This window comes from 'Nostoc azollae' 0708 (genome assembly GCF_000196515.1).
Taxonomy (GTDB): domain Bacteria; phylum Cyanobacteriota; class Cyanobacteriia; order Cyanobacteriales; family Nostocaceae; genus Trichormus_B; species Trichormus_B azollae.
Genome location: NC_014248.1, coordinates 1,915,502 through 1,941,706, shown reverse-complemented (window position 1 = coordinate 1,941,706; position 26,205 = coordinate 1,915,502). Strand labels below are relative to the sequence as shown.

25 protein-coding genes and 2 pseudogenes are annotated in these 26,205 nt (G+C 40.0%); 19 read left to right on the top strand and 8 right to left on the bottom strand.

The window, feature by feature from the left end; all coding sequences use genetic code 11:
* Positions 1-32 precede the first annotated feature (32 nt).
* The 3 genes from AAZO_RS08880 to AAZO_RS08870 all read right to left on the bottom strand — a co-directional run bounded on the left by AAZO_RS08880 (position 33) and on the right by AAZO_RS08870 (position 4,893).
* On the bottom strand, positions 33-1,163 hold the full coding sequence (locus AAZO_RS08880; protein ID WP_013190983.1) for a CO2 hydration protein: 1,131 nt from the start codon (positions 1,161-1,163) through the stop codon (positions 33-35).
* 283 nt (positions 1,164-1,446) lie between these two features.
* Positions 1,447-2,925 (bottom strand): NADH-quinone oxidoreductase subunit M, encoded by a 1,479-nt coding sequence (locus AAZO_RS08875; RefSeq protein WP_041639751.1) that lies wholly within the window; start codon positions 2,923-2,925, stop codon positions 1,447-1,449.
* Between the two features lie 111 nt (positions 2,926-3,036).
* A complete protein-coding gene (locus AAZO_RS08870) occupies positions 3,037-4,893 on the bottom strand; it encodes an NAD(P)H-quinone oxidoreductase subunit F (protein ID WP_013190981.1) in 1,857 nt (618 codons plus the stop codon).
* Positions 4,894-5,552: 659 nt separating this feature from the next.
* On the opposite strand from AAZO_RS08870, the gene AAZO_RS08865 reads away from it, so the two are divergent.
* The 8 genes and pseudogenes from AAZO_RS08865 to AAZO_RS29520 form a co-directional block, all read left to right on the top strand.
* The gene (locus AAZO_RS08865; protein WP_006276527.1) at positions 5,553-5,861 is read left to right on the top strand and encodes a carbon dioxide-concentrating mechanism protein CcmK; all 309 of its coding nucleotides are present in this window, start codon (positions 5,553-5,555) and stop codon (positions 5,859-5,861) included.
* Between the two features lie 111 nt (positions 5,862-5,972).
* Complete coding sequence (locus AAZO_RS08860; RefSeq protein ID WP_013190980.1) at positions 5,973-6,317, top strand: carbon dioxide-concentrating mechanism protein CcmK; 345 nt, start codon at positions 5,973-5,975, stop codon at positions 6,315-6,317.
* A 4-nt stretch (positions 6,318-6,321) separates the two neighbouring features.
* Positions 6,322-6,627, top strand: a complete 306-nt coding sequence (locus tag AAZO_RS08855; RefSeq protein WP_013190979.1) for a beta-carboxysome shell vertex protein CcmL — start codon at positions 6,322-6,324, stop codon at positions 6,625-6,627.
* Positions 6,628-6,753: 126 nt separating this feature from the next.
* Complete coding sequence (locus tag AAZO_RS08850) at positions 6,754-8,412, top strand: beta-carboxysome scaffolding protein CcmM (protein WP_013190978.1); 1,659 nt, start codon at positions 6,754-6,756, stop codon at positions 8,410-8,412.
* A gap of 319 nt (positions 8,413-8,731) precedes the next feature.
* Positions 8,732-9,499, top strand: a complete 768-nt coding sequence (locus AAZO_RS08845) for a beta-carboxysome scaffolding protein CcmN (RefSeq protein WP_013190977.1) — start codon at positions 8,732-8,734, stop codon at positions 9,497-9,499.
* A gap of 49 nt (positions 9,500-9,548) precedes the next feature.
* Positions 9,549-10,334 carry a beta-carboxysome assembly protein CcmO gene (locus tag AAZO_RS08840; protein WP_041639747.1) on the top strand — a complete coding sequence of 262 codons (786 nt, stop codon included), beginning with the start codon at positions 9,549-9,551 and terminating at the stop codon, positions 10,332-10,334.
* 245 nt (positions 10,335-10,579) lie between these two features.
* Positions 10,580-11,524 (top strand): LysR family transcriptional regulator, encoded by a 945-nt coding sequence (locus AAZO_RS08835; protein ID WP_013190975.1) that lies wholly within the window; start codon positions 10,580-10,582, stop codon positions 11,522-11,524.
* Positions 11,525-11,736: 212 nt separating this feature from the next.
* A pseudogene (locus AAZO_RS29520) lies at positions 11,737-12,110 on the top strand (DUF4140 domain-containing protein); the annotation flags it as partial.
* Here the strand turns inward: AAZO_RS29520 and AAZO_RS35130 are convergent.
* Both AAZO_RS35130 and AAZO_RS37590 read right to left on the bottom strand, forming a co-directional pair.
* Entirely contained in the window at positions 12,040-12,240 is a 201-nt protein-coding gene (locus AAZO_RS35130; protein WP_049790633.1) for a hypothetical protein, read from the bottom strand. The pseudogene AAZO_RS29520 and the gene AAZO_RS35130 overlap by 71 nt on opposite strands.
* 202 nt (positions 12,241-12,442) lie before the next feature.
* Entirely contained in the window at positions 12,443-12,604 is a 162-nt protein-coding gene (locus AAZO_RS37590) for a helix-turn-helix domain-containing protein (RefSeq protein WP_228371683.1), read from the bottom strand.
* A 378-nt stretch (positions 12,605-12,982) separates the two neighbouring features.
* On the opposite strand from AAZO_RS37590, the gene AAZO_RS26280 reads away from it, so the two are divergent.
* From AAZO_RS26280 to AAZO_RS08800, 7 genes and pseudogenes are all read left to right on the top strand, one after another.
* A complete protein-coding gene (locus AAZO_RS26280; protein WP_049790632.1) occupies positions 12,983-13,330 on the top strand; it encodes a hypothetical protein in 348 nt (115 codons plus the stop codon).
* A gap of 3 nt (positions 13,331-13,333) precedes the next feature.
* Positions 13,334-13,621, top strand: coding sequence for a hypothetical protein (locus AAZO_RS26275; protein ID WP_049790631.1), 288 nt, complete (start codon positions 13,334-13,336; stop codon positions 13,619-13,621).
* A gap of 448 nt (positions 13,622-14,069) precedes the next feature.
* On the top strand, positions 14,070-14,615 hold the full coding sequence (locus AAZO_RS08820; protein WP_013190974.1) for a shikimate kinase: 546 nt from the start codon (positions 14,070-14,072) through the stop codon (positions 14,613-14,615).
* Positions 14,616-14,698: 83 nt separating this feature from the next.
* Positions 14,699-15,589, top strand: a complete 891-nt coding sequence (gene argB / locus AAZO_RS08815; protein WP_013190973.1) for an acetylglutamate kinase — start codon at positions 14,699-14,701, stop codon at positions 15,587-15,589.
* A 116-nt stretch (positions 15,590-15,705) separates the two neighbouring features.
* Positions 15,706-16,227: a tetratricopeptide repeat protein gene (locus AAZO_RS08810; protein ID WP_013190972.1), complete on the top strand. Its 522-nt coding sequence runs from the start codon at positions 15,706-15,708 to the stop codon at positions 16,225-16,227.
* 45 nt (positions 16,228-16,272) lie between these two features.
* Complete coding sequence (locus tag AAZO_RS08805; RefSeq protein WP_013190971.1) at positions 16,273-17,100, top strand: DUF3153 domain-containing protein; 828 nt, start codon at positions 16,273-16,275, stop codon at positions 17,098-17,100.
* A 68-nt stretch (positions 17,101-17,168) separates the two neighbouring features.
* Positions 17,169-17,894: pseudogene (locus tag AAZO_RS08800) on the top strand (Uma2 family endonuclease).
* Between the two features lie 37 nt (positions 17,895-17,931).
* Here AAZO_RS08800 and pdxH read toward each other — a convergent pair.
* Positions 17,932-18,576, bottom strand: coding sequence for a pyridoxamine 5'-phosphate oxidase (gene pdxH, locus AAZO_RS08795; RefSeq protein ID WP_013190970.1), 645 nt, complete (start codon positions 18,574-18,576; stop codon positions 17,932-17,934).
* Between the two features lie 147 nt (positions 18,577-18,723).
* Between pdxH and AAZO_RS08790 the strand changes: the two genes are divergently transcribed.
* The 3 genes from AAZO_RS08790 to AAZO_RS08780 all read left to right on the top strand — a co-directional run bounded on the left by AAZO_RS08790 (position 18,724) and on the right by AAZO_RS08780 (position 22,185).
* Positions 18,724-19,821 (top strand): AI-2E family transporter, encoded by a 1,098-nt coding sequence (locus AAZO_RS08790; RefSeq protein WP_013190969.1) that lies wholly within the window; start codon positions 18,724-18,726, stop codon positions 19,819-19,821.
* An 83-nt stretch (positions 19,822-19,904) separates the two neighbouring features.
* On the top strand, positions 19,905-20,765 hold the full coding sequence (locus AAZO_RS08785) for a segregation/condensation protein A (RefSeq protein WP_013190968.1): 861 nt from the start codon (positions 19,905-19,907) through the stop codon (positions 20,763-20,765).
* Positions 20,766-21,015: 250 nt separating this feature from the next.
* Entirely contained in the window at positions 21,016-22,185 is a 1,170-nt protein-coding gene (locus tag AAZO_RS08780; RefSeq protein WP_013190967.1) for a nucleotidyltransferase family protein, read from the top strand.
* 179 nt (positions 22,186-22,364) lie between these two features.
* On the opposite strand, the gene speA is transcribed toward AAZO_RS08780, so the two are convergent.
* Positions 22,365-24,374, bottom strand: a complete 2,010-nt coding sequence (gene speA / locus AAZO_RS08775) for a biosynthetic arginine decarboxylase (RefSeq protein WP_013190966.1) — start codon at positions 24,372-24,374, stop codon at positions 22,365-22,367.
* A 456-nt stretch (positions 24,375-24,830) separates the two neighbouring features.
* Here speA and ndk point away from each other — a divergent pair, with 456 nt between their 5' ends.
* Positions 24,831-25,280, top strand: a complete 450-nt coding sequence (gene ndk / locus AAZO_RS08770; RefSeq protein ID WP_013190965.1) for a nucleoside-diphosphate kinase — start codon at positions 24,831-24,833, stop codon at positions 25,278-25,280.
* Between the two features lie 122 nt (positions 25,281-25,402).
* On the opposite strand, the gene AAZO_RS08765 is transcribed toward ndk, so the two are convergent.
* The gene (locus tag AAZO_RS08765) at positions 25,403-26,122 is read right to left on the bottom strand and encodes a TerC family protein (RefSeq protein WP_013190964.1); all 720 of its coding nucleotides are present in this window, start codon (positions 26,120-26,122) and stop codon (positions 25,403-25,405) included.
* Positions 26,123-26,205 lie beyond the last annotated feature (83 nt).

Below are 26,205 nucleotides of genomic sequence, written 5' to 3'. Positions count from 1 at the left end.
TTCTTGTAGCGGTTTGGCATTTACTAAATATCCTATTTATTAACTTCCATTATCTGCGAAGTTTTTAACCTATCCATCCACTTTTCTAGGTAAACACGGTTAGCATTTTGCTCAGACTGATTTTCTGTATCCATAGGATAAGGTAAAAGTCCCAAAATTGCAGCAGTAGTTACACAAAACATTGACTTTTGGAAACTCATACAAATTTGCACTCGCAAATCATCTTCTCCGCGAGGACTGCGACGATAAATATTATGTAAATATTCTGGTAAATAATGGCGCATATCTTGCATTAATAATGTGGGAGGAATACCCGCACTGCCAATAGGTAAAGGATCGGCATATAATGCACCATATTGAAATCGAGATTGATCTGGGGGAACTTGATATGCTTGCGCGTTTAGGGAAACTGTACCCAGAAACGGAGTTCCCCGGAAGAAAACTGCTTCTACATAAGGAACTGCGGTATCTGCAAGAAAGGTTAAACTGACTGATTTGGGAATGATTTCATAGACTTTATCCCTAATTTTTACATTGTATGTAATTGGTTTTAAAGCATCTGCTACCAAACCAGCTTTAATATATTTTACAACTTCAGGAATTGATTTAATTTTCCCTTGGTCATAGCAGTCTGATAAAGTTAGAAATATATTAGCCATGACTTGCCAAAATTGACCTAATCCACTGTAATAGGCAGAGACACGCAACTGTTCTATTAAAAAGTCGGGAAATAGCTGATGTATACCCAACATGAAGGGGTTATTTTTGAATTTAATATTAATCACAACTTTGCATATATCAGCAAACTCCTGACTATCTAAATAGGCATCTAAACCGCCACCACCATGCCACATCATGGTTTTCATGCAATATTCTGCATATTCAAAATTAATTCTGTCATGCCACCAGTGACGAAATAATTTTTGGATAGAAATCTCGCCATCAAAATATTTAAAGAAGGGAAAATTTACTAGAAATTGATTTTCAGCAATATAAATGAGATTTTTAGAATAGGCATCTAAAACTACACCATAACTTTTAAGAATACCAACAACTTCTAAAACATTTTCAGGACTATCTTTAAGTAATGCTTGACCCGTTTGTAACCGTTGAATATATTCGACTAAGGGATGATTAACAGGTTTATTTTTCATATTAAGCATTACTATGTCTCCAAATTTCTTCAATAATTCAAGGTATGGGTATTTCTAGATTTTAACAAAGATTAAACACTGTATTGAATAGAATTCTTATAATTAATAGTAATTTTTAGTACTTTTATTTATTAATAAAAACGGTAGTACCAGTTAATTGAACTTGTAAATAAAATATCATATACAGTTTCTCAATAATATGGACTGCTATTGAAGACTAGAATTGGGAATATCAAGGTAAACTTTCCCAATCTCTAGCATCGATAATTTAATTGTTGTTTGTCAGTTGATCTCAAAGTATTTTAGCTACTAGGTTTTGAGTATTTACCATGGCTGTAATAGTAGCTTCTGTCCAATGCACTAACCAAGAGGGTTCGATGCCGAAAACTACTATTAAGACAGCTAAGATAAATGCAGGAATGCGATCGCTCCAATAAACCCGTGGTAAATTAGTAACTTGTGCAGACAAGCGCCCAAAAAAGGCACGATTGAGGAGAATTAAGAAGTAAACCGCAGTTAAGCCTGTACCTAGCATTGAAATTAGGGTTTGTACTGGGAAAATCTCGAAACTACCCCTAAAAACAATGAATTCGGAAATAAACCCTACCATTCCCGGTATACCTGCGCTGGCCATGACTCCCAAAACCATCAAGAAGCCGATGACAGGCATTCCCCTTTCTGGGTTCAGCAGTCCCCTAATAACTTCTAAGTCACGACTACCAGCTTTTTTATACACAACTCCTACCACTAAAAACAACATGGCAGAAATTAAGCCGTGGCTAATCATTTGCATGACAGCACCCAAGACGCTTAATGGTGTTGCTGCTGCTGCTGCTAACAAAACATAACCCATGTGTCCGATAGAACTATAGGCTACCATTTTTTTCATATCAGTTTGGGCGATCGCACAGGAAGCACCAAACAACACACTAACAACAGCCCATGTTGCTAAAGTCGGTGCTGCATATTCCCAAGCTTCAGGCAACAAGTTCATCCCAAACCGCAACAAACCATAAGTGCCTAATTTCAACAATATCCCAGCTAATAGTACAGAAATGGGTGTGGAAGCTTCAACGTGGGCATCTGGCAACCAAGTATGGAAGGGAACAAGAGGAATTTTAATTCCAAAACCTACCAAAATTCCCACCAGTAATAATATTTGTGTCCCTAAAGGTAAAGTGTGGGTATTTAAGGTTGCTAGTCCAAAACTGGGCGAATCACTCAACCAAACCATACCTAAGAAACTGGCTAAAATCAAGATTCCCGATACAGAGGTGTAAATCAGAAACTTTGTGGCTGCATAACCCCGTTTTGCACCACCCCAAATTGCAATTAGCAAATACAAAGGTATCAATTCTAATTCGTAGAATAGGAAGAATAACAATAAATCCTGTGCTAAAAATGCTCCTATCACTCCTGCGCTTAACAGCAGCACTAAGGAATAATAAAATCTAGGACGCTGAATAGATTCATCGCCACTGTAGATGGCAATACAAGTTAAAACTCCATTTAAAAGCAGCAATGGCAAGGATAAACCATCTATGCCTAGATTATAGTTCAAGCCTAAAGCATCTATCCAGGGCAAAGACTCAGCAAACTGTTGTCCAACTTCCCCTGGATCAAACTCAATTGTTAGGAACACTGTCCATAAGAAAATTATGACAGCGAAAGCCAACGCTACTCCACGGGCTAGTTTCCCACTGATCGCAGAAGGATAAAAACCGATTAAAGCTGCACCCAGCAAAGGTAGCAAAATCAATGTACTCAGCATCATAATCAGTTATCAGTTATCAGTTATCAGTTATCAGTTATCAGTTATCAGTTATCAGTTATCAGTTATCAGTTATCAGTTATCAGTTATCAGTTATCAGTTAACTGCTGCCTAAAAGGGCAATTTGTCAAGTAAACCCAATGACCAGCTAATGAAGAACCCAAGAACGCTAATTACGACGAGGATAGTCAACATATAGCCCTGAGATTGACCGGAAATACTGTACTTTAAACTTTGTCCACCAAAAATGGCAGCAAAGCCGACTAAGTTCACTATCCCATCTACTAAATAGCGATCACACCAAGAGGAAATCTTGGACAACAATGCTACTGCACTAACTATCGTCAGCCGATAAACTCGGTCAATATAAAAATCATAACCTAGTAAATCTTGAACAAATCTCCATCCCAGAATTGTGGATCTTGACCAACCTTTATGTAGGTAAATTTTTGAGCCAATACTTACTCCTAAAACAGTAGAGGTGAATAAAGATAATGTAATGTACCAATCAATACTTTCCCAATCAGGTAGTAAGTACCATTGCTGTAGCATCAGTGGTAACAATAGGGTTAATATGGTCAAAGTCACCATTGGGAAAGCCATTTGCCAACCAACTTCGGGAGCGCGGCGGGTCTTTTGTTGCGGGTTACCCCAGAATATCAATCGGAAGACTCTGGTTAAATTCAATGCTGTCAAGCCATTAACTAACAGTAAAACTACAATTACCCAAGGACTAACTTTCACTAAGCCATCAGCCCAAGCCAACATTGCCCAAAAGCTACCCAGTGGTAACAATGTCACCATTCCTGCTGAACCGACGACAAAAGCAGTAGTAGTTGCTGGCATCCGTGACCATAAACCCCCCATTTCTGTCAAGTCTTGACTTTGGGTAGTGTATATTATAGATCCAGAACTCATGAATAATAATGCTTTTGCGATCGCATGAGTTAACAGCAACATCAAAGCCACACCACCTTGTTGCAAGCCCACTGCTAAAAATACCAATCCCATATAGGCACTTGTAGAGTGGGATAGAGCGCGTTTAATATCAATTTGGGCGATTGATACTAATGTTGCCCCCAGAGCAGTTACAGTTCCCATCACAACTAAAGCATTCAGCGCTACTGGTGAGAGTGCTAACAATGGTTGAATCTTGTACAATACATAAGCACCACTACCGACTACCAAAGAGTTTCGCATTACTGAAGCCGGATTTGGCCCTTCCATTGCTTCATCTAACCATAAATGCAAGGGAAATTGGGCGCATTTACCAGCAGGACCAGCAATCAATGCTATACCCAGTAATGTTGATGTAAATGGGTTTAAGTCAGCAGTTTGCACCCACTCGTACAAATCGGAATAGTTCAAACTACCAGCTTGAGTTGAAAGGACTACTACCCCCATCAACAAGAGCAAATCTCCCACCCGCTTGGTTAAAAACGCATCTCGCGCTGCCGTTACTACCAATGGTTGGGCATACCAAAAACCCACGAGCAAGTAAGTAGAAAGGGTGAGAACTTCCAACAACGCATAACTTAGGAACAAAGAATCACTAATCGCTAGACCAGTCAAAGCTGCTTCAAAAAATCCCAGCAACCCAAAAAACCTTGCTAACGACCAATCTTTTTCCATGTAACCCAGGGCATAAATTTGGGCTAACAGACTTAATCCTGTAATTAGCACTATTGCCCCAATACTAACTGGCGAGAGTTCTAAGGCAAAGGTTAAGTTAAAGTCCCCAGATTGAAACCAAGTAATTACTAAAATTTCTGGATCTCTATTCCAAATATCTTGAAATACAAATAAGCTATGGAAAAAAGCTACCAAAGTCGTCAGTGAATTCAAGTATGCCGCAGGTCTTGGTCCTGTTCGTTGAATTATTCCTATGCTCCAAGGCAAGGTTAAAATTGCACCTAATAAGCTATAAAAAGGTACAAACCAACTTGTGAAAAATAGAAACTCATGCATTTGAAATTTTCCTTGATGACTCAGCCTATAGGTTCTCAAACAACATTAAAAACATCATTCGCTTAAAAAAAGTTAATCTGGGAAAAATCAAGTTTTTTTAACTATTTTTTCAAGAAAACTTAACCAGCATTTTTACCTGAACATCCCGTATTAAATGCTAATAAAATATGACTGTAAATATTTAAAAGCATTTACTTGTCTTCATAAGTCCTCTGGCTACGAATTTGTATTTCTACTCTGAGTAAAGAAGTTTATATGATATATTTGACAAACTTATATATCGTTCACTTAAATCTATGTCTAAATAGCAAAACTTGAAGAAAGTCAGAGACAGTAGAATATACAGCCTGTGATTGACCATCACCAGATAGGATTAGACCCAGTTATGAATGTTATTTTGGAAATGTGATAAAGAAATTATAAAGCATAAGCGGCTGCTCTAGGAATCCGTAAACTTTAATAGATTCCAGGGGCATATTAAGTTTTGTTAAGTTTTCTAAAACTTTTTTATTACAAACTATTATAGTAATTTATGTTGCCAGGGATGCCAAGGTTTCATATCCTTAATTTTAGAAGTGTTTTCTTCACTCAAGATCAGCATCCCCGTCAAAATTTTCCACGCATAGTACAGATTGGATTAAATTTTTAGGAGTTCTGCGATGCCAATTGCAGTTGGAATGATTGAGACTAAAGGCTTTCCAGCAGTAGTAGAAGCTGCTGATGCTATGGTGAAAGCAGCCCGTGTTACCTTAGTAGGATATGAGAAAATTGGCAGCGCCCGTGTGACTGTGATCGTCCGGGGTGATGTATCTGAAGTTCAAGCTTCAGTAGCGGCTGGTATCGAAGCAGCTAGAAGAGTAAACGGTGGAGAAGTGTTGTCTACTCACATTATTGCCCGTCCTCACGAAAACCTAGAATATGTCCTACCTATTCGGTATACAGAAGCAGTAGAACAGTTCCGAACTTAAAAACTGTTGACACAAAGTAATGAACGGGGTTGCTTGCTTGAGTGCAAATGATTTCCCGGTTTGTTCGCGTCCTGTAGCACAAACCATTAACTTGATTAAAGGATTAAAATAATGTCGATCGCAGTAGGAATGGTTGAAACTTTGGGCTTTCCAGCCGTAGTAGAAGCTGCTGATGCAATGGTAAAGGCAGCTCGCGTTACCTTAGTAGGATACGAAAAAATTGGTAGCGGTCGAGTAACAGTAATTGTGCGGGGAGACGTTTCCGAAGTTCAAGCATCAGTAGCAGCTGGAGTGGACAACGTGAAGCGCGTCAATGGTGGACAGGTGCTGTCTACTCACATCATCGCTCGTCCTCATGAAAACTTAGAATATGTCCTACCTATTCGGTATACAGAAGATGTAGAACAATTCCGGGAAGGAGTTAACGCCATTCGTCCTTTCGGTAGAAGACCGTAGTTAGATGCAAATTGCCAAAGTGCGTGGCACGGTAGTTAGCACTATACAAGATCCTACTCTTAGAGGTGTAAAACTGCTGATGTTGCAGTTAGTAGATGAGAACGGCAATCTCCTACCTAAATATGAGGTAGCAGCAGATAATAGCGTAGGAGCAGGTATAGATGAGTGGGTACTTGTAAGTTGTGGTAGTGCCGCTCGTGAAGTTCCTGGCAATAAACAACGACCAGTAGATGCCGCCGTCGTGGCGATCATTGATTCTATTTACGTAGAAGATCGTCTCATTTACAGCAAAAAAGACCAATATAGATAGTCACCCCTGAAGGGGAATTCAAAATTAAAAATTCAAAAAGAAGAAATAAATTTTGAATTTTGAATTTTGAATTGAAGTGTAGCGACCGACTACTGACAAAAAGCTTATTTCAGGAGGAATCTCACAATGGTAGTCCGCAGCACGGCGGCACCCCCAACCCCGTGGTCAAGGAGTTTAGCTGAACCCGATATCCATCAAACCGCATTTGTACATTCTTCTTGTAATTTAATTGGGGATGTACACCTGGGTCAAAATGTTATTATTGCTCCAGGAACTTCGATTAGAGCAGATGAAGGAACACCTTTTTTTATTGGTGAAAATACTAATATTCAAGATGGTGTAGTAATTCATGGGTTGGAGCAAGGCCGAGTAATTGGTGATGATGGCAAAAACTACTCGGTATGGGTTGGTAAAGATGCTTCTATTACCCACATGGCGCTGATTCATGGGCCAGCTTATGTAGGGGAAAGTTGCTTTATTGGCTTTAGGTCTACAGTATTTAATGCCAGGGTAGGGGCTGGTTGCATCGTGATGATGCACGCTCTAATCCAAGATGTAGAAATTCCACCAGGTAAATACGTAGCATCTGGGTCGATAATTACTATGCAGCAGCAAGCTGACCGATTGCCAGATGTACAAGCTCAGGATCAGCAATTCGCTCACCACGTTGTGGGGATAAATCAGGCTTTGCGGGCTGGTTATCGCTGTGTAGAGGATATTAAGTGTATTGCCCCGATTCGGGACGAGCTTAATCTGTCTGGTGATAGATCTTATACAAGTATTATTGTTGACGAATTGGAAAGGAGCAGTGAAGTGGCAAGCAAATTGGGTGCAGAAATAGTAGATCAGGTACGTTATCTACTGAATCAAGGTTACAAAATTGGTACAGAACACGTAGACCAACGTCGTTTCCGTACAGGCTCTTGGCAAAGCTGCCAGCCTATTGAAACCAGATCATTAGGAGAAGCGATCACAGCATTGGAATCTTGTCTAATAGACCACAGTGGCGAGTACGTGCGTTTGTTCGGCATTGACAACGGCAGAAAACGGGTATTAGAAACTATTATCCAACGTCCTGATGGTGTAGTAGCTACAAGTACATCTAGTTTTAAAACTCCTGCTGCATCTTACAGCAGCTACAACGGTAATGGTAACAGTAACGGTGCAGTTGCTAGTGGCAGCCTCAGTGCTGAAACAGTGAACCAAATTCGCCAGCTCTTAGCTAATGGTTACAAAATTGGTACAGAACACGTAGACCAACGTCGTTTCCGTACAGGCTCTTGGCAAAGCTGTAACCCTATTGAGGCAACCTCAGCTAATGATGTAGTTGCTGCTTTGGAAGAATGCATGACTTCTCATCAAGGCGAATATGTGCGGTTAATTGGCATTGACAGCAAAGCCAAACGTCGTGTATTGGAAGCAATTATCCAACGTCCTAACGGTCAAGTAGTATCCTCCGGTAGTGCTAAAACATCAGGTACTTTATACAGTGGTGCAACTGCAAGTGCCACTGCAACTAGCACCCGCTTGAGTACCGAAGTAGTAGACCAACTGAAACAGTTGTTAACAGGTGGTTTTAAGATTAGTGTTGAACACGTAGACCAACGTCGTTTCCGTACAGGCTCTTGGGTAAGCTGCGGTCAAATTCAGGCTACATCTGAAAGAGATGTGCTCGCTGCACTAGAAGCTGTTATCTCTGAATATGCAGGTGAATACGTGCGTTTAATCGGAATCGACCCCGTAGCCAAACGCCGCGTGTTGGAAGCAATCATCCAACGTCCATAATTTAGGTGACAGGTGACAGGTGACAGGTGATAGGTGATAGGTGATAGGTGATAGGTGATAGGTGATAGGTGATAGGTGATAGGTGATAGGTGATAGGTGATAGGTGATAGGTGATAGGTGATAGGTGATAAAAATTCAGGAATAAGGTAAAAAAGAGAAGAATTCCCAATCCCCAGTCCCTAGTCCCCAGTCCCCAATCCCCAGTCCCTAGTCCCCAATCCCCAGTCCCCAATCCCCAGTCCCTAGTCCCCAGTCCCTAGTCCCCATCTCAAATTAATTTTCAATACTCATTCTTCCGGCTTCTGAGGTAATAAATTCCATGTCTGTGCCGTTGCTTCGCCTCAGGGACAATTTTGATAAGTATATTAGTGGCGAGGTAAATATTGATAAGAGCGCGGTACTTGCTCCAGGGGTAATACTCCAAGCAGCTGCCAACAGTAAAATTATTATTGGTCCTGGGGCCTGTATTGGCATGGGGTCAATTCTCCAAGTCAATGAGGGTATCCTAGAAGTAGAAGCAGGAGCAAACCTGGGAGCGGGGTTTTTGATGGTTGGCCCTGGTAAAATCGGTGCTAATGCTTGTATTGGTGCAGCTACAACAGTATTTAACTGTTCCGTAGCACCTGAACAAGTCATACCATCAGGTTCCGTTTTGGGAGATAACAGTCGGCAGATTGATCAAAATTTACATGAAGAGCCAACTTCCACAAACACCACTTCTACAAATCCCCCAGAGCAACAACCAGAGAAAAAAGTAATTACTACTACTCAATTCTCTGCTGCGGCCTTTATAGGTTTTAAACAACAATCTACTTCCCTATCTCCACCTTCTCCAACTCCTAAAAGCCAGTCGCCTCCAGTTGCAGAAACGCCCCTGGTTACTGACTCCATCACAACAGAAACAACTCTCCCAGGTTCTCCAGAAACTCACTCTCAAGAATCCGAACCCAGTTCAGCTAACACTGAACCCAATAACACTTTTGGGACACAGATATATGGACAAGGAAGTATTAACAGACTCTTGATTACATTGTTTCCCCATCGGCAATCCTTGAGCGACGAAAACTCTGACAATTCTTCAGAGTAAGTGTTAATTGTTAGTTGTCTTTCTTTGGAAGTATCCTGGTGAATTCATGATGGAAACATACAATCAACGCTCTCTTAGCACCATCCAGGCATCACTTCGCCGCGACAATCTCAAGGATACTGCCTTGGGTTTAGTATCGGCCCTCAGCTTTCCAGCTATAGTTGGAACGGCTGACATGATGTTAAAGTCGGCTGGAGTCCACTTAGTAGGCTATGAAAAGATTGGTAGTGGTCACTGTACAGCTATTGTCCGGGGTGGAATTGCTGATGTGCGTCTAGCTGTAGAAGCTGGCGTACAAACAGCGGAACAGTTTGGACAGTTGGTTTCTAGCTTAGTCATTCCCCGACCTTATCCCAATTTAGATATAGTTCTGCCTATCAATCGCTTGAGTCAAATGATAGAGGATGCCAGTTACAGCCGTCTGAGTAATCAAGCTATTGGTTTGGTGGAAACTCGTGGTTTTCCAGCTATGGTTGGTGCTTGTGATGCCATGCTCAAAGCAGCAGATGTACATTTAGCTTCCTATGAAAAAATAGGGGCTGGTTTATGTACGGCCATTATTCGTGGTTCTGTTGCTAACGTCGCTGTAGCAGTAGAGGCCGGAATGTTTGAAGCAGAAAGGATTGGGGAGTTGAACGCAGTCATGGTGATTCCTCGACCTTTGGATGAGTTGGAACAAACCTTACCAGTAGCTAATTGTTGGGTGGAAGAACGTCAACCCTTAAATATTCCCTTGAATATCAAGGATAAGATTGTGGATGCAGTGGCAGTGGAGTTACCAGATTTAGCTAAATTACCTGTAAAAGTTAAAGAAGAACTTTGGATGGATGAATGATGAATGGTGAATAATCAATAATTTGGATATTCAACATTCATCTTAGGTTGGAAGGCATCTTACGTTTTGTGTTGTTTTGATGATAACCTCTCAATTCCATAAGTCCAATACCGCACTTCTGATAGCGAAAATAGATATTTATCTATGCTTAGACTTATAACTTGGTATGTGTGATACTACATAATAGGCTAGTGTGCAGTGATACTAAATATATGTTTACGAATTGCTATTAGAGGAGAATCACCTTGAACCAAGCGACGCTGCACCAGTTGAAGGTGTTCGAGGCCGCTGCACGGCACGGTAGCTTTACTCGTGCTGCTGAAGAATTATTTCTCACCCAACCTACCGTTTCTATGCAAATCAAGCAGCTAACAAAATCGGTAGGGTTGCCATTATTTGAGCAGGTGGGGAAGCGGTTATTTTTGACGGAAGCGGGACGGGAGTTATTTGCTACTTGTCGCCAGATTTTTGAGACTATATCCCAGTTTGAAATGAAGGTGGCAGATTTAAAAGGGCTGAAACAAGGTCAATTACGATTGGCAGTAATTACCACAGCAAAATATATTATTCCGCGTTTGTTGGGTCAGTTTTGCCAACTTTATCCGGGAATTGATATCTCGCTGCAAGTTACGAATCATGAACGAATTTTGGAACGAATGATTGGTAATATGGATGACTTGTATATTCTGAGTCAGGTTCCAGATCATGTAGATGTCAGTTTTGAAGCATTTTTAGAAAATCCTTTGGTGGTTTTTGCACCTGTGAATCATCCTTTGGCACAGGAAAAAAATATTCCCATTGAACGACTGGCAAATGAACCGTTTATTATGCGCGAACCAGGTTCAGGTACACGCCGTGCTGTGCAGTCCCTTTTAGATGAACATGGCATCAAGGTGAAGGTGAAGTTGGAATTAGGGAGTAATGAAGCGATTAAACAAGCAATAGCTGGAGGGCTGGGAGTTTCGGTTTTATCTCGTCACACTTTATTGACAGATGCTCACGAGTTCAGTATTTTGGATATGCAGCATTTTCCCATTAAGCGGACTTGGTACATAGCTCACCCAGCAGGCAAGCAGTTATCTATTGTCGCTCGCACTTATTATCAGTATCTGCTAGAGGCGGCAAAGAAGATTGTGGACCTAGAAGATATTGCTCTTCCAACTACTCCGGTTCCTAAACTTCCAGAATGAATTCTATACTGGAATTTTACAAAGCTTGACGATAAAATCGGAAATCATTGACAATTCACCAGCATCACCATTAGATCAGGTAATTAGGTAACAGGCGTCAGTAATAACTGGTATCTGATGAATGGTAACTGATAACTGATAAAAATGGGGGGATAAATTTGGTAATGACTAACCCGTAATTATCATCTTGGCACAAAACAGTACAAAGCAAGATTTTTGCTGTCACAGTGTATGGTGACAAAGCTTTAGTGACAAGACGAGGTGTAATCTCTTGAACGGGAGAAGAACAGGAGTTATTAATTACACCATTACCTATAACTCTGGAAATGGAGTCTGTAAGGGTAAGCGGTACTGGTAAGGTAGGAGTGCGGTTGCTGGGAGTAAGCATTGATAGCATTTATACTACTGAAGCAGTGGCAGAACGAGTAGCACAGTTGACAAGATAAATTCAGCAGCTAGAAGCAATAAAACTAGATTGTAAGCCCAAATAGATGCTTTGGCATTACAATCTAGTTTTATTGCTGGTTTAGGGGAAAAGACTGAAGAACCCTTTGCTCAGAGTCTGTCGCGGAAGAATTTGAGGTTAATTCTCCTTTACGTGGTTTCTTATAAGGTGTGCTAATATTCTTTCCTCCTTGATATACTTTATCTCCTTCAAACATTTGGTTGTTATGGGACTTTTCTTGTTTCTCTCGAAATAAGCTAATATCACTCACTGGTTGGGCCTTTTCTCCTACAATATCTTTTCCTTCTGGTAAGCTGACAAAATGTGTGCTGATTCTTCTTACCTGAAAAATACTTTTTCTGCTCCTGATTATCTGAAGGCCTTTCTCGTGGCTGTTCCATGCTGTCGACTATTAAGTGAAACTCCGTTAATAGTTCTATCGCGATGGCATAATCGCTATCATGTTTTTCTACCTATTCAAGCAGACTAGCAGGCAAAACATTTCGTAATATCTCTAGCCAGTAATGAAATGTGTCCTTTGCTTCCGTTTTCCATATACCGAAATGGAAATCTAAAACCTCAAATATTGGCATTTCCCTCCAATAGCACAAGCATAGACATACCTGTTGTTTTATCTCTAGTTTCCCTTTCCCCCCTCCTCCTTTCTGATTTATACCTATCTTTTTACTTTCTATCTCACCTTGAAGTTTTTTATGCTACATTTCACCTTGGGCTAACAAGTCTTGAAACTGATGGTTAGTTATTCCCAGTATTTGTTTTCTACGATGTGGATATTCTTGAATATAGTTAATTTAGTGGATTTTCCCTTTTGGTACACCCTCAAAATTGCCTTCTACCATTTTTTTGACACCAAGTTAATTTTCCTGACAGGTCTTTTGTTGCTAGAAATAATGTAGATATTAAAGCCAAACTTAAAGATAGACGAAACCACATCTCTAAATACCAAAATTGCCCAACTGATTCATGCTTTACGCAAAGTTAGTTGTATGTTCGTGTTAGATAACGTAGACTCGATTTCATCTAGCAATGGTGACAGTTCTGTAGCTACTAGTAAGGCTGATCCACTTTTACAAATTCAATATCTTCCTGGTTATGAAGGTTCCGGTGAGTTAATTAAAAGCATAGGAGAATCTCAACATCAAAGCGGCTTGTTAATAACTGGTCGGGAAAAACCGCCAGAAATTACAGAGATAGAAGGAGAAAAACTACCTGTTCAGTCTTTAAGATTGACTGGTTTAAGCAAAACACAAAGCTTGGGTATCCTTCAGGTTAAGGGAATAGCCCAATTAGACCATATAGAATCTCATATATTGATTGACTCCTATGCTGGTAATCCGTAATTTTTGAAATTAGTTGCTACCACCATTCAAGATTTATTTGCTGATAGTGTTTATCAGTTTCTAGAACAGGGTACTTTGGTTTTTAGTGATATCCGCAGAATTCTAGACCAGCAGTTTAATCGCTTGTCTGAGTTAGGAAAATATATTATGTATTGGTTAGTACTTAATCGAGAGTGTAATTCTGTCGTAACTTTAACAAGTCACATCATACCCGGACGATCACCACGGTTAGGAAGAAGACTAATTTTAGAAGCTCTAGAATTACTGCAGCGACGATTATTTATTTATTGATATACAAACAGATAGTGTATCTCCTAGTAAAGTGTGGAGAGGTTATATAATTGAACGCTTCAAAGAAAAAGATTTTCAATCTACTACTGGACCCGCTAGTGTCAGATTTGACATTTAGCTTTTTAAAAAGCTTTTTTTCTCAAAATTATCAAAAATCTTGAGATTTTCATCCCTAAACTCTCATTTTTACTTTCAGTAATGATAGCTGTTTTATCTCAATTATATCTCCTGTAATCCCTTTACCGTAAGCTCATTAGCTTTTATGGATAGGTCTAGTTTATTAATGAGTGATCCCACTTTAGTGGTGGAATTGAAAAACTATAGCTGGTGACTAAAAACATGGTGTAGGGGTAACTCTAAAAACTTTTTGGGTTTTTAGGGTTCTATTTCGGGGTTTTCAGCCTACTTTTTTATAAAATAAGGATTTTTAACGGGAGTCAAGAGACTAGTGAATTACTTATTAAAAGGAGTCAACCTTTATTTAACTGGGATGATGGGTGTTGGTAAAACAACAGTGGGACACTTATTAGCACATCAACTTGGTTATGGTTTTATAGATACTGATGATGTGATAGTTAAAGCTGCGGGGAAATCTATCAATGAGATATTTACCGAAGAGGGTGAAGCAGCATTTCGACAGTTAGAAAGTGATGTTTTAGGCCAAGTTTGTGCTTATACTAAATTGACTATAGCTACTGGTGGGGGTATTGTCCTGCGACGAGAAAATTGGGGCTATATGCGTCACGGGTTAATAGTGTGGCTTGATGCACCAGTGCAAATCTTGTTAAATCGGTTAGGAGAGGATGATACAAGACCACTTTTACAAGATTCTGACCCTGAAGGCAAATTGTACTCACTCCTCCAACAACGTCAACCGCTGTACTCCCAAGCAGACTTACACATTACCATCACTGATAACCAAACACCAGAAGAAATTGCCACACGTATCATAGAAGCAATTCCTAGGGTTCTTAAAACTCAACACCAAAATTGATCTGAGGAAATTTTGTAATAGGAAGTTGCTTTCATGTTTTGATCATGTAAAAACCTTGTCTTCAAAATTGACATATTCTCAAAATGATCAACGATACCGAGTATATCAGGCAAGCTGAAGCTAATCGCGTAGAAATACTCAGCGAAGCACTACCTTACATTCAACAATTCGCAGGTCGTACCGTTGTGGTTAAATACGGAGGTGCAGCCATGAAAGATAGCACCCTCAAAGATAAAGTTATCCGCGATATCGTATTTTTATCCTGCGTTGGCTTGCGACCAATTTTAGTACATGGTGGTGGTCCAGAAATTAATAGTTGGTTAGGTAAACTAGGAATTGAAGCCCAGTTTAAAAATGGTTTGCGCGTCACTGATGCAGCAACAATGGATGTGGTAGAAATGGTATTAGTCGGTAGAGTCAATAAAGAAATTGTCTCCCTAATTAACCAAGCTGGTGGTATGGGTGTAGGACTTTGTGGTAAAGATGGACACTTAATTACCGCCCGTCCTCAAGGTGATGAAGGTATCGGCTATGTTGGGGAAGTTAGTAATATCAATATCAAGATTTTAGAAACTCTCTCTAGTAAGGGCTATATTCCTGTAGTTTCTAGCGTTGCTGCTGACGATACCGGACAAGCTTACAATATTAATGCTGATACTGTAGCTGGGGAAATAGCAGCAGCCTTGGGGGCGGAAAAGTTAATTTTGCTTACTGATACACGCGGTATCTTAACAGATTACAAAGATCCATCTACCTTAATTCCCAAAGTAGATATTCCTGAAGCTCGTCAGTTGATTAACGATGGTGTAGTTAGTGGAGGTATGATTCCTAAAGTAACTTGTTGTGTGCGATCGCTTGCCCAAGGAGTCAAAGCCGCACATATCATTGATGGTCGCATTCCCCACGCCCTGCTGTTAGAAATATTTACAGACGTAGGGATTGGAACAATGATTCTCGGTTCTCAATTTAAATGATTTGGGGATTGGTGATTGGTGATTGGTGATTGGTGATTGGTGATTGGAGAAATTAACCTTTTGCCTTTTGCCTTTTCCCATGGACTAAATGACTGATAATTAATAACCAATGACTAATGACTACAGAAAGTTTAGAAATTGCTAAATCTCGCTACCAAGTTGGAAAAGCAGCTTTTGAAAATGGTCAATATCGTGAAGCAGTGGAAAATTTAGAAAAAGCCAGCACCTTATTAGCAAATAATACACGCCTTGCTGGTGAAGTCAATATTTGGCTAGTAAATGCTTATGAAGCGGCTGGGCGTTCTGAATATGCCATCGCACTTTGTCAAAAACTCTGCCGTCATCCTCACTACGAAACTAAGTCACAAGCAAAGCACTTAGTTTATATTTTAAAAGCACCCAAACTGAAAAGACCAAAAGAGTGGATGACGGAAATTCCCGATTTCAGTGGTATTTCTGACAACAAATCAAAACTCCTTCTTACCACTAAACTCCAGATATCTAACCTAAAACAGAACCCTGTAGAACCAGAATATGTTGATCTTAGTCAAGTCAACACAAAAGATAATCGTTTTATCTGGGTAGCCTTGATTTTTGTGGGTTTAATAATTTCCTATCTAGTTTGGTTATGTGTGTGAATAGGTAACAGGTGAAAGTGAATAGATAAATGGAGAAGAATTGATATGAAAAAATCTAATTTCCTGAAATTTTTATTTTCACAGATTAAAACATGGGATTTTATATTTTCAAAAAATAATAAATCACATCATCCAAAACCTTTTTTCCTATTGTTAATCTGTGCATCTTTAATGCTAACGGGTTGTGTTCAATATGATTTAGGAATTAATTTTAACAACACCAACAACGGTGAACTAGTACAACATATTAAATTATCTGAAAACTTAACCAGTTTTAGTGGTGATTATATTTACGATTGGTTAAATAGTCTAGAACATCGCGCCCGAAAATTAGACGGTTCAGCAAAGCGTATTTTTCCAGAAGAAGTGATTGTCAAAATTCCCTTCACGAATGGTCGAGAATTACAAGAAAAATTTAGCGATTTTTTCAACTACCGCACTTCTCAAAAACCTAATGTAGTTACTAATAATGCAGATTTACCGAATACTGCTTCCAGCCTAATCGTACAAGATAATAATTTTTTGCTGTTATCAAGAAATCGCTTAATCTATGATTTAGATTTGCGTTCCCTTTCTGTACTTACTAGTAAAGGGAACGTTGTATCAGGTACAGGTTCAATTCTTAATTTAGAATTTAAATTACAGACACCTTGGGGAGTTAAGAATATTCAACAAACCGAAGATGCTATTCAACCAGAAAAAAGTGGTAACCAACTTATATGGAAACTCAAACCAGGTAAATTAAATCACATAGAAGTAATTTTTTGGTTGCCTAATTTATTGGGTATTGTTAGTTTGATAATTATCATATTTGTTTGGGGTGGCTTTTATCTGAGATATACATTATTAGAATCAGGACTTAAAAAATTATAAAGATATAGCGCATTAAATAATATTTCGTGACAACTATTAAATCGTGTAAATCTCTATTCAGACAACATATGATTCTACAAACTCACCCAATCCAAAAAACACCAACTGTCGCCTGGGAAGCACTCCCAGCCGATTGTATTCTACCTAAAGACCCAGTGGAAAATATTCAAGAGCCCCGTCTTGCAGCTGCACTCACTCAGTGACGCTTTAGGCGCAGCAGGATCCATTCTCCCATAAATGCTGATTGGCTCCGATTTCAGGCTAGTAGCCACTATCAACAGAAAAATCATTGTCAAAGCACCCGACTGGTTTTATGTGCCACAGGTGCATCCTCTAGCCACTAACGTGGTGGGTCGCAGTGATACACGCAACCTAGAAGGTGAACCAGTAGCAGTGGTGATGGAATTTCTCTCTGATACAGAAGCTGGAGAGTTATCAGTGCGTTCCATGCCACCTTATGGAAAGTTGTATTTTTACCAACACATACTCAAAGTTCCAACCTACGTCACCTATGACCCCTACGAACCAAGTTTAGAAGTACGCTGTTTGCAAAATGGAGAATACACTAAACAACAGGCCGATACTAATGGGCGTCTTTGGATTCCTGAGTTCTCATTATTTTTGGGAATTTGGCCAGGTGAAAGATTGTGTCAAACCATGAACTGGCTGCGGTGGTAGGATAGGGAAGGAAATTTACTTGAAGTAATGAACAAGCAGAACAGGAATGCCAACGGGCAGATTTATTAGCAGCTAAGTTACAGGAACTAGGCATTGATCCCAATAGTACTTTATGAAATTCATGGTGCAGGCATCTTTGCCAGCTATAAAATATTAAGGAGACAACCGTTCTATCTGCCAACCCCCATAATCCAAACGGATATAAAGCAATCTGTCATGTAAACGGCTAGAGCGTCCTTGCCAAAACTCGATTTCCTGGGGAATGACCCGAAACCCTCCCCAATAAGGTGGTCTAGGTACTTCCTGATTTTGATATTTTCGCTGAAACTCCTGCCATTGTCGCTCCAAAACTTCCCTGCCAGCAATTACCTCACTTTGATTAGAAGCCCATGCACCCAAGCGACTATGAGGCGGGCGCATCTCAAAATACCCATCAGACTCCTCTGTTGAAATCTTTTCTACAGTCCCCACAATTCTCACTTGACGTTCTAGTTCAGCCCACCAAAACACCAAAGCAGCATGGGGGTTCTCAGCTAGTTCTTGTCCTTTGTGACTGTTGTAGTTAGTAAATAAAACAAAGCCCCGGTCATCAAAATTCTTTAACAGTACCATTCTGCCTGAAGGTTTGCCATCTGGGGTAGATGTAGCCAGAGTCATGGCGTTAGGTTCTGTTAATTGTGCTTCTAGAGCCTGATCAAACCAGAATTTAAATTGTATAAAAGGATTAGGGTTAATTTCCTTTTCGCTTAACTCTTGCAAAGAGTAGTCTTTGCGAAGATCAGCCATGTTTTTATCCATCGTTTTTATTTCCTTATCACTTATCACTAGATTAGCTTATACAAGTATTAGGAGAAAATAATTATGATTATTAATAGCACCAATCCTGGTTAAAAAAATTATCTTTGGTAATTGTTAATTATTCCTCCTGCCTATACATTAAATCAGATGCGCCGTTCAGCCTCTCCTCAAAGTTTGCTAATTTATGGTCTGAGTGTCCCGATTATCGCTCTCAATGTCTGGCTACTATCGGTACTGTTTCGTTATTTCCAGCACCCCATCACTATCCTAAGTATTGCGGCTATTTTGGCATTTTTACTCAACTACCCAGTTAAATTTTTAGAAAAAGCTAGGATTACTCGTACTCAGGCAGTGATAATAGTTTTAATCATCACTTTGGCTTTGTTAGGAATTCTATGTGTTACCCTTGTACCAATGGTAATTGAGCAAACAATCCAACTTTTAAATAAGATTCCTGATTGGTTAGCTTCCAGTCAAGACAATCTGGGTAAATTGCAGGTAGTAGCGCGTCAAAGAAGAATAAATATTGACTTTAGTCTAGTAACTAATCAAATCAATGCCAATATTCAAAATTTGGTCCAACAGATAGCTTCCAGTGCGGTGGGATTTGCCGGAACCCTGTTATCAGGATTACTGAACTTAGTGTTAGTAGTCGTATTAGCCTTTTATATGCTGTTATATGGCGATCACGTATGGTATGGTCTAATCAATCTCCTCCCGTCTAATATTGGCATCCCCTTCAACAAGTCATTACAGTTAAATTTCCAGAACTTTTTCCTCAGTCAACTATTGCTGGGACTTTTCATGGAACTAGTCCTTACTCCCATTTTCCTATTTTTGAGAGTACCATTTGCCCTGTTATTTGCCATTGTTATTGGTCTTTCGGAACTGATTCCCTTTGTCGGAGCAACTTTAGGCATTAGTTTAGTCACAATTTTGGTATTACTACAAAATTGGTGGTTAGCATTTCCAGTAGCAACGGTGGCAATTGTCCTACAACAAATCAAGGATAATCTCTTAGCACCTAAGTTACTAGGTAACTTTATTGGACTCAACCCAATATGGATTTTTGTCTCTATTTTGATGGGATTTGAAATTGCGGGTTTATTGGGAACACTAGTTGCTGTACCAATTGCTGGCACTATCAAAGGTACATTTGACGCTATTAAAAGTAGTAAACATAATGAATATGTATCAAACTTTACCGTCACTTATGAATCAAAATCTGGTGAAAATGATAAATAGGGTATTGGCCATTGGACATGGGAAAATTAATCAACTATTGCCTCTCTTGCCTCTTACATTCTTCCACTGATAAATGATAACTGATGGATGCTAACCAGCTATTAGAAACAATTACACATCTCATTGAACAAGCCGAACGAGGGGAAATAGACCCTTGGGATGTACAGGTGATTGAGGTGATTGACTGCTACTTAGAACTAATGGTACCAGAGGCAACAGCAAGAGGTTACGAGGCTGACTTGTCCCAATCTGGACAGGCATTTTTATCAGCATCCATGCTCATATTATTCAAAGCAAATACCTTAATGCATTTGTCAACAGTAGATAATATTATAGATAATGTGTCTGATAATTCAATGTTAGAAGATCAAGATGGGGGATTATATCCCATCCAGCGTCTGCAATTAGAGCGACAGTTGCGCCGCCGTCCAGCCGCAATGCCACCACCAAAACGTCGTGTGACTCTACAAGAGTTAATCACACAATTGCAGATTATGGCTAACCAGCTAAAACGGGTAGAGAAATCTAGCAAACCTCACCGTCCTAAGCGTCAGCCTAGTATGCAAACCATGAGGGAAGCACTAGAATTAGCTCACCAAGAAAATCTGACAGAAGTAGGTTTAGAACTAGAACAGGTATTGCATCTTTCAGCAAGGGATCTAAATTTAGAGGAAGAATGTTTGAATCTAGAAGAACTGGTACAGTTGTGGACAAAAACAAAGCAGCCACAAAAAAAAGGTGAGTGCTATGAATCAGAACATGGTAACTTAGTGAGCGTTTTTTGGGCATTACTACTGCTGTCTGCCCAATCTAAGGTAGAGCTATTTCAAGAAGAATTTTACCAGGAGATAAAAATCCGCTTACCAACTTCTTACCAACTTCAGCCAGCAGCTACAAACCAATCAACTGAACTTTTGTGTCAGCAAAACCCAGAATCCTATTGAAAAGATAACTGACTGATGATTATCTAGCTATACCTTTAAGTTAGAAGAGAAATAAAAACTGATGATTAAGTAGTACGTAGGTGGAAAAATTTATAACTATGTCATTGCAGACGGAGTGAATCAAAGTGAAACAATTACAAGGGTTTCAATTCTTTTAAATTTCGTTACATAGTTTGGTTGATTTTGTGCCTACCTCCTTAACAATCTCTCAATGAAAGTAAACTGGCTTGTGGCTGAGGAATAAAATCTAATGAAAGCAATGATTCTCGCAGCTGGTAAAGGTACTCGTGTACGTCCTATTACTTATACAATTCCCAAACCGATGATTCCTATCCTGCAAAAGCCGGTGATGGAATTTTTACTGGAACTGCTGCGCCAACATGGATTTGACGAAATTATGGTCAATGTTAGCCATTTGGCTGAGGAAATAGAAAATTATTTCCGTGATGGTCAAAGGTTTGGTGTACAGATTGGCTATTCTTTTGAAGGAAAAATTGACGACGACGGTAAACTTGTAGGAGAAGCAATTGGTTCCGCTGGAGGAATGCGGCGTATCCAAGACTTTTCTCCTTTTTTTGATGACACTTTTGTGGTGTTATGCGGTGATGCTTTGATTGACTTAGATTTAACTGCTGGGGTGAAGTGGCATAAAACTAAGGGTTCAATTGCTACTATCATTACGAAATCTGTCCCCCAGGAAGAAGTTTCTAGTTATGGTGTAGTGGTGACAGATGATGATAATCGGGTAAAAGCTTTCCAAGAAAAACCCTCAACTGAGGAAGCACTCAGCACTAATATCAATACGGGTATTTATATTTTTGAGCCAGAGGTATTTAACTATATTCCCTCTGGAATAGAGTATGATATTGGAGGTGATTTATTCCCTAAACTTGTGGAAATTAATGCACCTTTTTATGCAATCTCGATGGATTTTGAATGGGTAGATATTGGTAAAGTACCAGATTATTGGCGGGCAATTCGCGGTGTGTTGCTAGGTGAAATTAAAAATGTGCAGATTCCTGGCCATGAAGTTGCTCCTGGTATTTACACTGGCTTAAATGTAGCAGTGAATTGGGATAAGGTGGATATTACTGGACCAGTGTACATTGGTGGTATGACCAGCATCGAAGATGGGGCAAAAATTGTTGGGCCTGCAATGATTGGACCTAATTGCTGGATTTGTAGTGGTGTAACTGTGGATAACAGCGTGATTTTCGAATGGTCGCGTTTGGGACCAGGTGTGCGACTGGTGGATAAGCTGGTATTCGGACGTTACTGTGTGGACAAGACTGGGGCGGCGATTGATGTCCAAGCTGCGGCTTTAGACTGGCTAATTACTGATGCTCGTCAAGCTCCACCAGCTGATACTCCTATTGAACGCCAAGCGATCGCAGAATTGTTAGGTACAAATTCAATTTAGTGCTTGGTAATTGGTAATTGGTGATTGGTAATTGGTGATTGGTGATTGGTGATTGAACTTTCCCTTAAACCCTTACACCCTTCAGGCATTTAGGAGACAGGAGGCAGAAATTTATTAATTCATTTATCCTCATATTCCCCAGTTCCCAGTCCCCGGTCTCTAGCCCCCAATCCCCAGTTCTAACTATTCAAATACGTATATCTCCTGAGACTTTGCTCGTAGGTTTGTAATAGTCGTTGAGATTCAGCTAGGGTAATGCGATTTTCTTCTAAGGCTTTTTCACAACGCTGGCGGATATTTTCTACCATATCCTCGGAGTCATACTGCATGTAGCTAACTACTTCACTCATGGTATCACCCTTAACAACGTGTTCAATTTGGTAGCCTTTAGGTGTTAATTGGATGTGAACAGCATTGGTGTCACCAAATAGGTTGTGTAAATTACCCATGATTTCCTGGTAAGCTCCATTAAGGAACATTCCTAGATAATAGGGTTGATCTGGTTTGAATTTATGCAGTTCTAACACTGATTTGACATCCCGCAGATCGATAAATCGGTCGATTTTACCATCGCTATCACAGGTGAGGTCTGCCAAAATTCCTCGTTGTGTGGGTTCTTGATCTAGCTTATGTATGGGCATAATGGGAAATAGTTGATCAATTGCCCAACAATCTGGTGCTGATTGAAACACGGAAAGATTAATGTAATAGATGGAAGCCATGATTTTTTCTAGGTCTTCCAGTTCATCAGGTACGTAGTCTTGTTGTCGTGTAATATCTAGAATCTTACCGCAACAAGCCCAGTACAGTCGCTCGGCTTTGGCTCGTTCTCTAAGTCGTAAAATTCCTAAGTTAAAGCGGCTTATGGCTTCTTCTTTAAATTGAGCCGCGTCGTGGTAGAACTCCTGATAGTTCTCTTTGTTAATAGATTGGTAGGTTTCCCACAGGTAATTAATGATTGGTGATTCTCCCTCTTGTGGTTGATCTGGGAGTTCGAGGGGGACATCACTGGTGCTGAGAACGTCAAAAATGAGGACTGATTGATGGGATGCGATCGCTCTACCACTTTCACTAATGAGTATAGGTACGGTAATTTGACGTTCTGCACAGGTATCTTTTAACTCTGCCACAATATCATTGGCATAGTTTTGCATATTGTAGTTTTTAGAGGCGTAAAAATTAGTTTGAGAACCGTCGTAATCTACACCCAAGCCACCACCAACATCCAGATATTTCATATCTGCGCCTAACATCGCCAATTCTACATAAATACGACTGGCTTCTTGGATGGCATCTTTAATCACATTGATGGCGGAGATTTGTGAGCCAATATGGAAGTGTAACAATTGCAAGCAACCGAGCAAATTAGCTTCTCTTAACTTATCAACCGCTTCCATAATTTCGGGAATTGTCAACCCAAATTTAGCGCGATCACCTGTGGAAGTTCCCCAACGTCCCATTCCTTGGGTACTTAATTTCGCTCTTACCCCCAAAATGGGTTTAATTCCTAATTGAAGGTTAGCTGCAATCACCAAATCTACTTCTTCAATCTGTTCTATAACAATGATTGCTGTTTGTCCTAACCTTTGAGATAACATTGCTGTTTCAATGTATTCTCGGTCTTTGTAACCATTGCAAACTAACAATGCACCTGGTGTATTCAGTAAAGCGAGCGCAATCATTAATTCTGGCTTAGATCCCGCTTCTAGTCCAAATTGATGAGGTTTGCCAAAACGCACCAAATCTTCTATCAAGTGTCTTTCCTGGTTGCATTTAACTGGAAAAACACCACGATAAACGCCAGGATAGTTATAACGTGCTATAGCTTTAGCAAAACAAGCATTCAACCGTTCAATTCGGTCTTCTAAAATATCAGAAAAGCGAATCAACAGAGGAAGACCCAAATTACGTTGCTTTAAAGCATTGACTAATTCAAACAAATCTAAGGAACCACCGCGATCACCCTTGGGAGAAACTGTTACGTTCCCAGCCGCATTAATGGAAAAATAAGGCTTTCCCCAACCTTCAATTCGGTAAAGGTCTTCGCTGTCCTCAATTTTCCAAGCACGAGGCAAATCTCCTGTCGTAGTAGGTGGCAGCAGTTTCTTGTGTTTTTGGCTTTTCAATTCGGATTTATGCCCATTAGGAGGCACTTTGACAATCTCATCAGCACTTGACTCGACACCCATTTCTTACTGACCTCTGTTTTTCGCCCACGAACAACAATTTAACAAATTAGCCTGGTAACGGATATGCACGTAGCAAGAATTTTTGATTAGTTAGAAAGAAGGAGTTCAGGAGAACAAAATATGTCCTCATCCCCCCATCTTACAGGTATAGGTTTTTACACTTGGGTGGAGGTAGGACTTGGAAAATAAGGAGGGAAAGTAGACAAGGAAGATTTTCTACCCAAAATGGTCTTTTGATGGTCTGTTCTTGTGACCAAACGTACATGATTTGTATTGTTTTCCTCCCTTGTGACCTTGTCTGTCTTCTCCACCAAGTCTTACCCTCACGAGGAAGTAAAAAACCTACCCTTGTGAGTCTCCCTCCCCTGAGTAAATATTCTGCAACTACTGGACAGAATACATAATAACGACTGACAATTAACGCATAAAAACTTTATTAAGTTTTGGGAGATAGCTTTGGAACGCACATTTTTAGCAATCAAGCCTGATGGAGTCCAGCGCAGACTGGTAGGTGAAATTATCCGTCGCTTTGAAACTAAAGGCTTTACCCTCATTGCCTTGAAGTTTCAAAAAGTCAGCCGGGAATTAGCTGAGCAACATTATGCTGTTCACCGGGAAAGACCTTTCTTCCCTAGTTTGGTAGAATTTATCACTTCTGGACCTGTTGTAGCGATGGTCTGGGAAGGTGATGGTGTTATTGCTTCTGCCAGAAAAATTATTGGTGCAACAAACCCCTTAAATTCAGAACCAGGAACAATTCGCGGCGATTTTGGTATTAATGTTGGTCGCAACTTGATCCACGGTTCTGATGCTCCTGAAACTGCACAATATGAAATTGCGCTGTGGTTTAAGGATGAAGAATTAGTTGCTTGGCAACCACAGTTAACTCCTTGGTTACATGAGTAGTTAGGTGATTGGTGATTGGTGATTGGTGATTGGTGATTGGTGATTGGTGATTGGTGATTGGTGATTAGGAAAATTACTTCCCCATCATCCTCATCACCCCCATCTTCCCCAGTCCCCAATACCTACTTGGACACTTCACTTTTTTCGGGTTCTTCTGCAACTGATTTTATGAGTGTGCGTTTGGAAAATCCCCAGCCTAAGATGATAGCGATCGCACTAACCATAATCCATTGGGGTGGAACTAAGTCATCGTTGATGACTTTGAGCAGCAGGCGTAAACCCACAAAGGCTACAGTAATATAACCAGCATCTTCTAAGTTTTCATATTCATCTAACCAGCGAATAAATAATCCAGCCATAAAGCGGAGTGCCACAATACCGATGGTTGTTCCTGTAATTACCAACCACCATTCTTGAGAAACAGCGATCGCAGTTGTTACACTATCCAAGGAAAACGCCAAATCAGTAAAAGCAATGACAGGTATAGCTTGCCACAAAGAATTAAAACGCGGACCGTGATGGTGATTTTCTTCCTCTTCTTGTGAAAAGTGTTGGAACACTAGCCACAGCAGGTAAGCAGCCCCCAGTAGTTCAAATTGCCAGAATTTTTGTACCCACGTAGCTGTTAGTAACAGCGTGATTCGCAGGACATAGGCAAAAACTAACCCGATATTTAGGGCTTGACGTTCTAGAGTTTTGTCTTCCAGTCCTTGAGCGATTGCAGCGAGGGCGATCGCATTATCAGCAGATAGCACCGCTTCTAGGAAAACCAAGATTAGCAATACTATCGGGGCTTCAATGGTGAAATGAAAGTGTAAATAATCAAAAATGTGGTCTAACATTCCAATTTCTCAAGCAGGGAAAATTTTAAAATAACAGGAACAAAGATGAATCAAAAAATAAAATTCTTCGTCATGGTAAACAT

Bases quoted from the DNA above. Each gene is read 5' to 3' on its own strand.
- AAZO_RS08880 (WP_013190983.1), bottom strand. From the start codon at position 1,163: ATGCTTAATATGAAAAATAAACCTGTTAATCATCCCTTAGTCGAATAT.
- AAZO_RS08875 (WP_041639751.1), bottom strand. From the start codon at position 2,925: ATGCTGAGTACATTGATTTTGCTACCTTTGCTGGGTGCAGCTTTAATC.
- AAZO_RS08870 (WP_013190981.1), bottom strand. From the start codon at position 4,893: ATGCATGAGTTTCTATTTTTCACAAGTTGGTTTGTACCTTTTTATAGC.
- AAZO_RS08865 (WP_006276527.1), top strand. From the start codon at position 5,553: ATGCCAATTGCAGTTGGAATGATTGAGACTAAAGGCTTTCCAGCAGTA.
- AAZO_RS08860 (WP_013190980.1), top strand. From the start codon at position 5,973: ATGTCGATCGCAGTAGGAATGGTTGAAACTTTGGGCTTTCCAGCCGTA.
- AAZO_RS08855 (WP_013190979.1), top strand. From the start codon at position 6,322: ATGCAAATTGCCAAAGTGCGTGGCACGGTAGTTAGCACTATACAAGAT.
- AAZO_RS08850 (WP_013190978.1), top strand. From the start codon at position 6,754: ATGGTAGTCCGCAGCACGGCGGCACCCCCAACCCCGTGGTCAAGGAGT.
- AAZO_RS08845 (WP_013190977.1), top strand. From the start codon at position 8,732: ATGTCTGTGCCGTTGCTTCGCCTCAGGGACAATTTTGATAAGTATATT.
- AAZO_RS08840 (WP_041639747.1), top strand. From the start codon at position 9,549: ATGGAAACATACAATCAACGCTCTCTTAGCACCATCCAGGCATCACTT.
- argB (WP_013190973.1), top strand. From the start codon at position 14,699: ATGATCAACGATACCGAGTATATCAGGCAAGCTGAAGCTAATCGCGTA.
- AAZO_RS08810 (WP_013190972.1), top strand. From the start codon at position 15,706: ATGACTACAGAAAGTTTAGAAATTGCTAAATCTCGCTACCAAGTTGGA.
- AAZO_RS08805 (WP_013190971.1), top strand. From the start codon at position 16,273: ATGAAAAAATCTAATTTCCTGAAATTTTTATTTTCACAGATTAAAACA.
- pdxH (WP_013190970.1), bottom strand. From the start codon at position 18,576: ATGGATAAAAACATGGCTGATCTTCGCAAAGACTACTCTTTGCAAGAG.
- AAZO_RS08790 (WP_013190969.1), top strand. From the start codon at position 18,724: ATGCGCCGTTCAGCCTCTCCTCAAAGTTTGCTAATTTATGGTCTGAGT.
- AAZO_RS08785 (WP_013190968.1), top strand. From the start codon at position 19,905: ATGGATGCTAACCAGCTATTAGAAACAATTACACATCTCATTGAACAA.
- AAZO_RS08780 (WP_013190967.1), top strand. From the start codon at position 21,016: ATGAAAGCAATGATTCTCGCAGCTGGTAAAGGTACTCGTGTACGTCCT.
- speA (WP_013190966.1), bottom strand. From the start codon at position 24,374: ATGGGTGTCGAGTCAAGTGCTGATGAGATTGTCAAAGTGCCTCCTAAT.
- AAZO_RS08765 (WP_013190964.1), bottom strand. From the start codon at position 26,122: ATGTTAGACCACATTTTTGATTATTTACACTTTCATTTCACCATTGAA.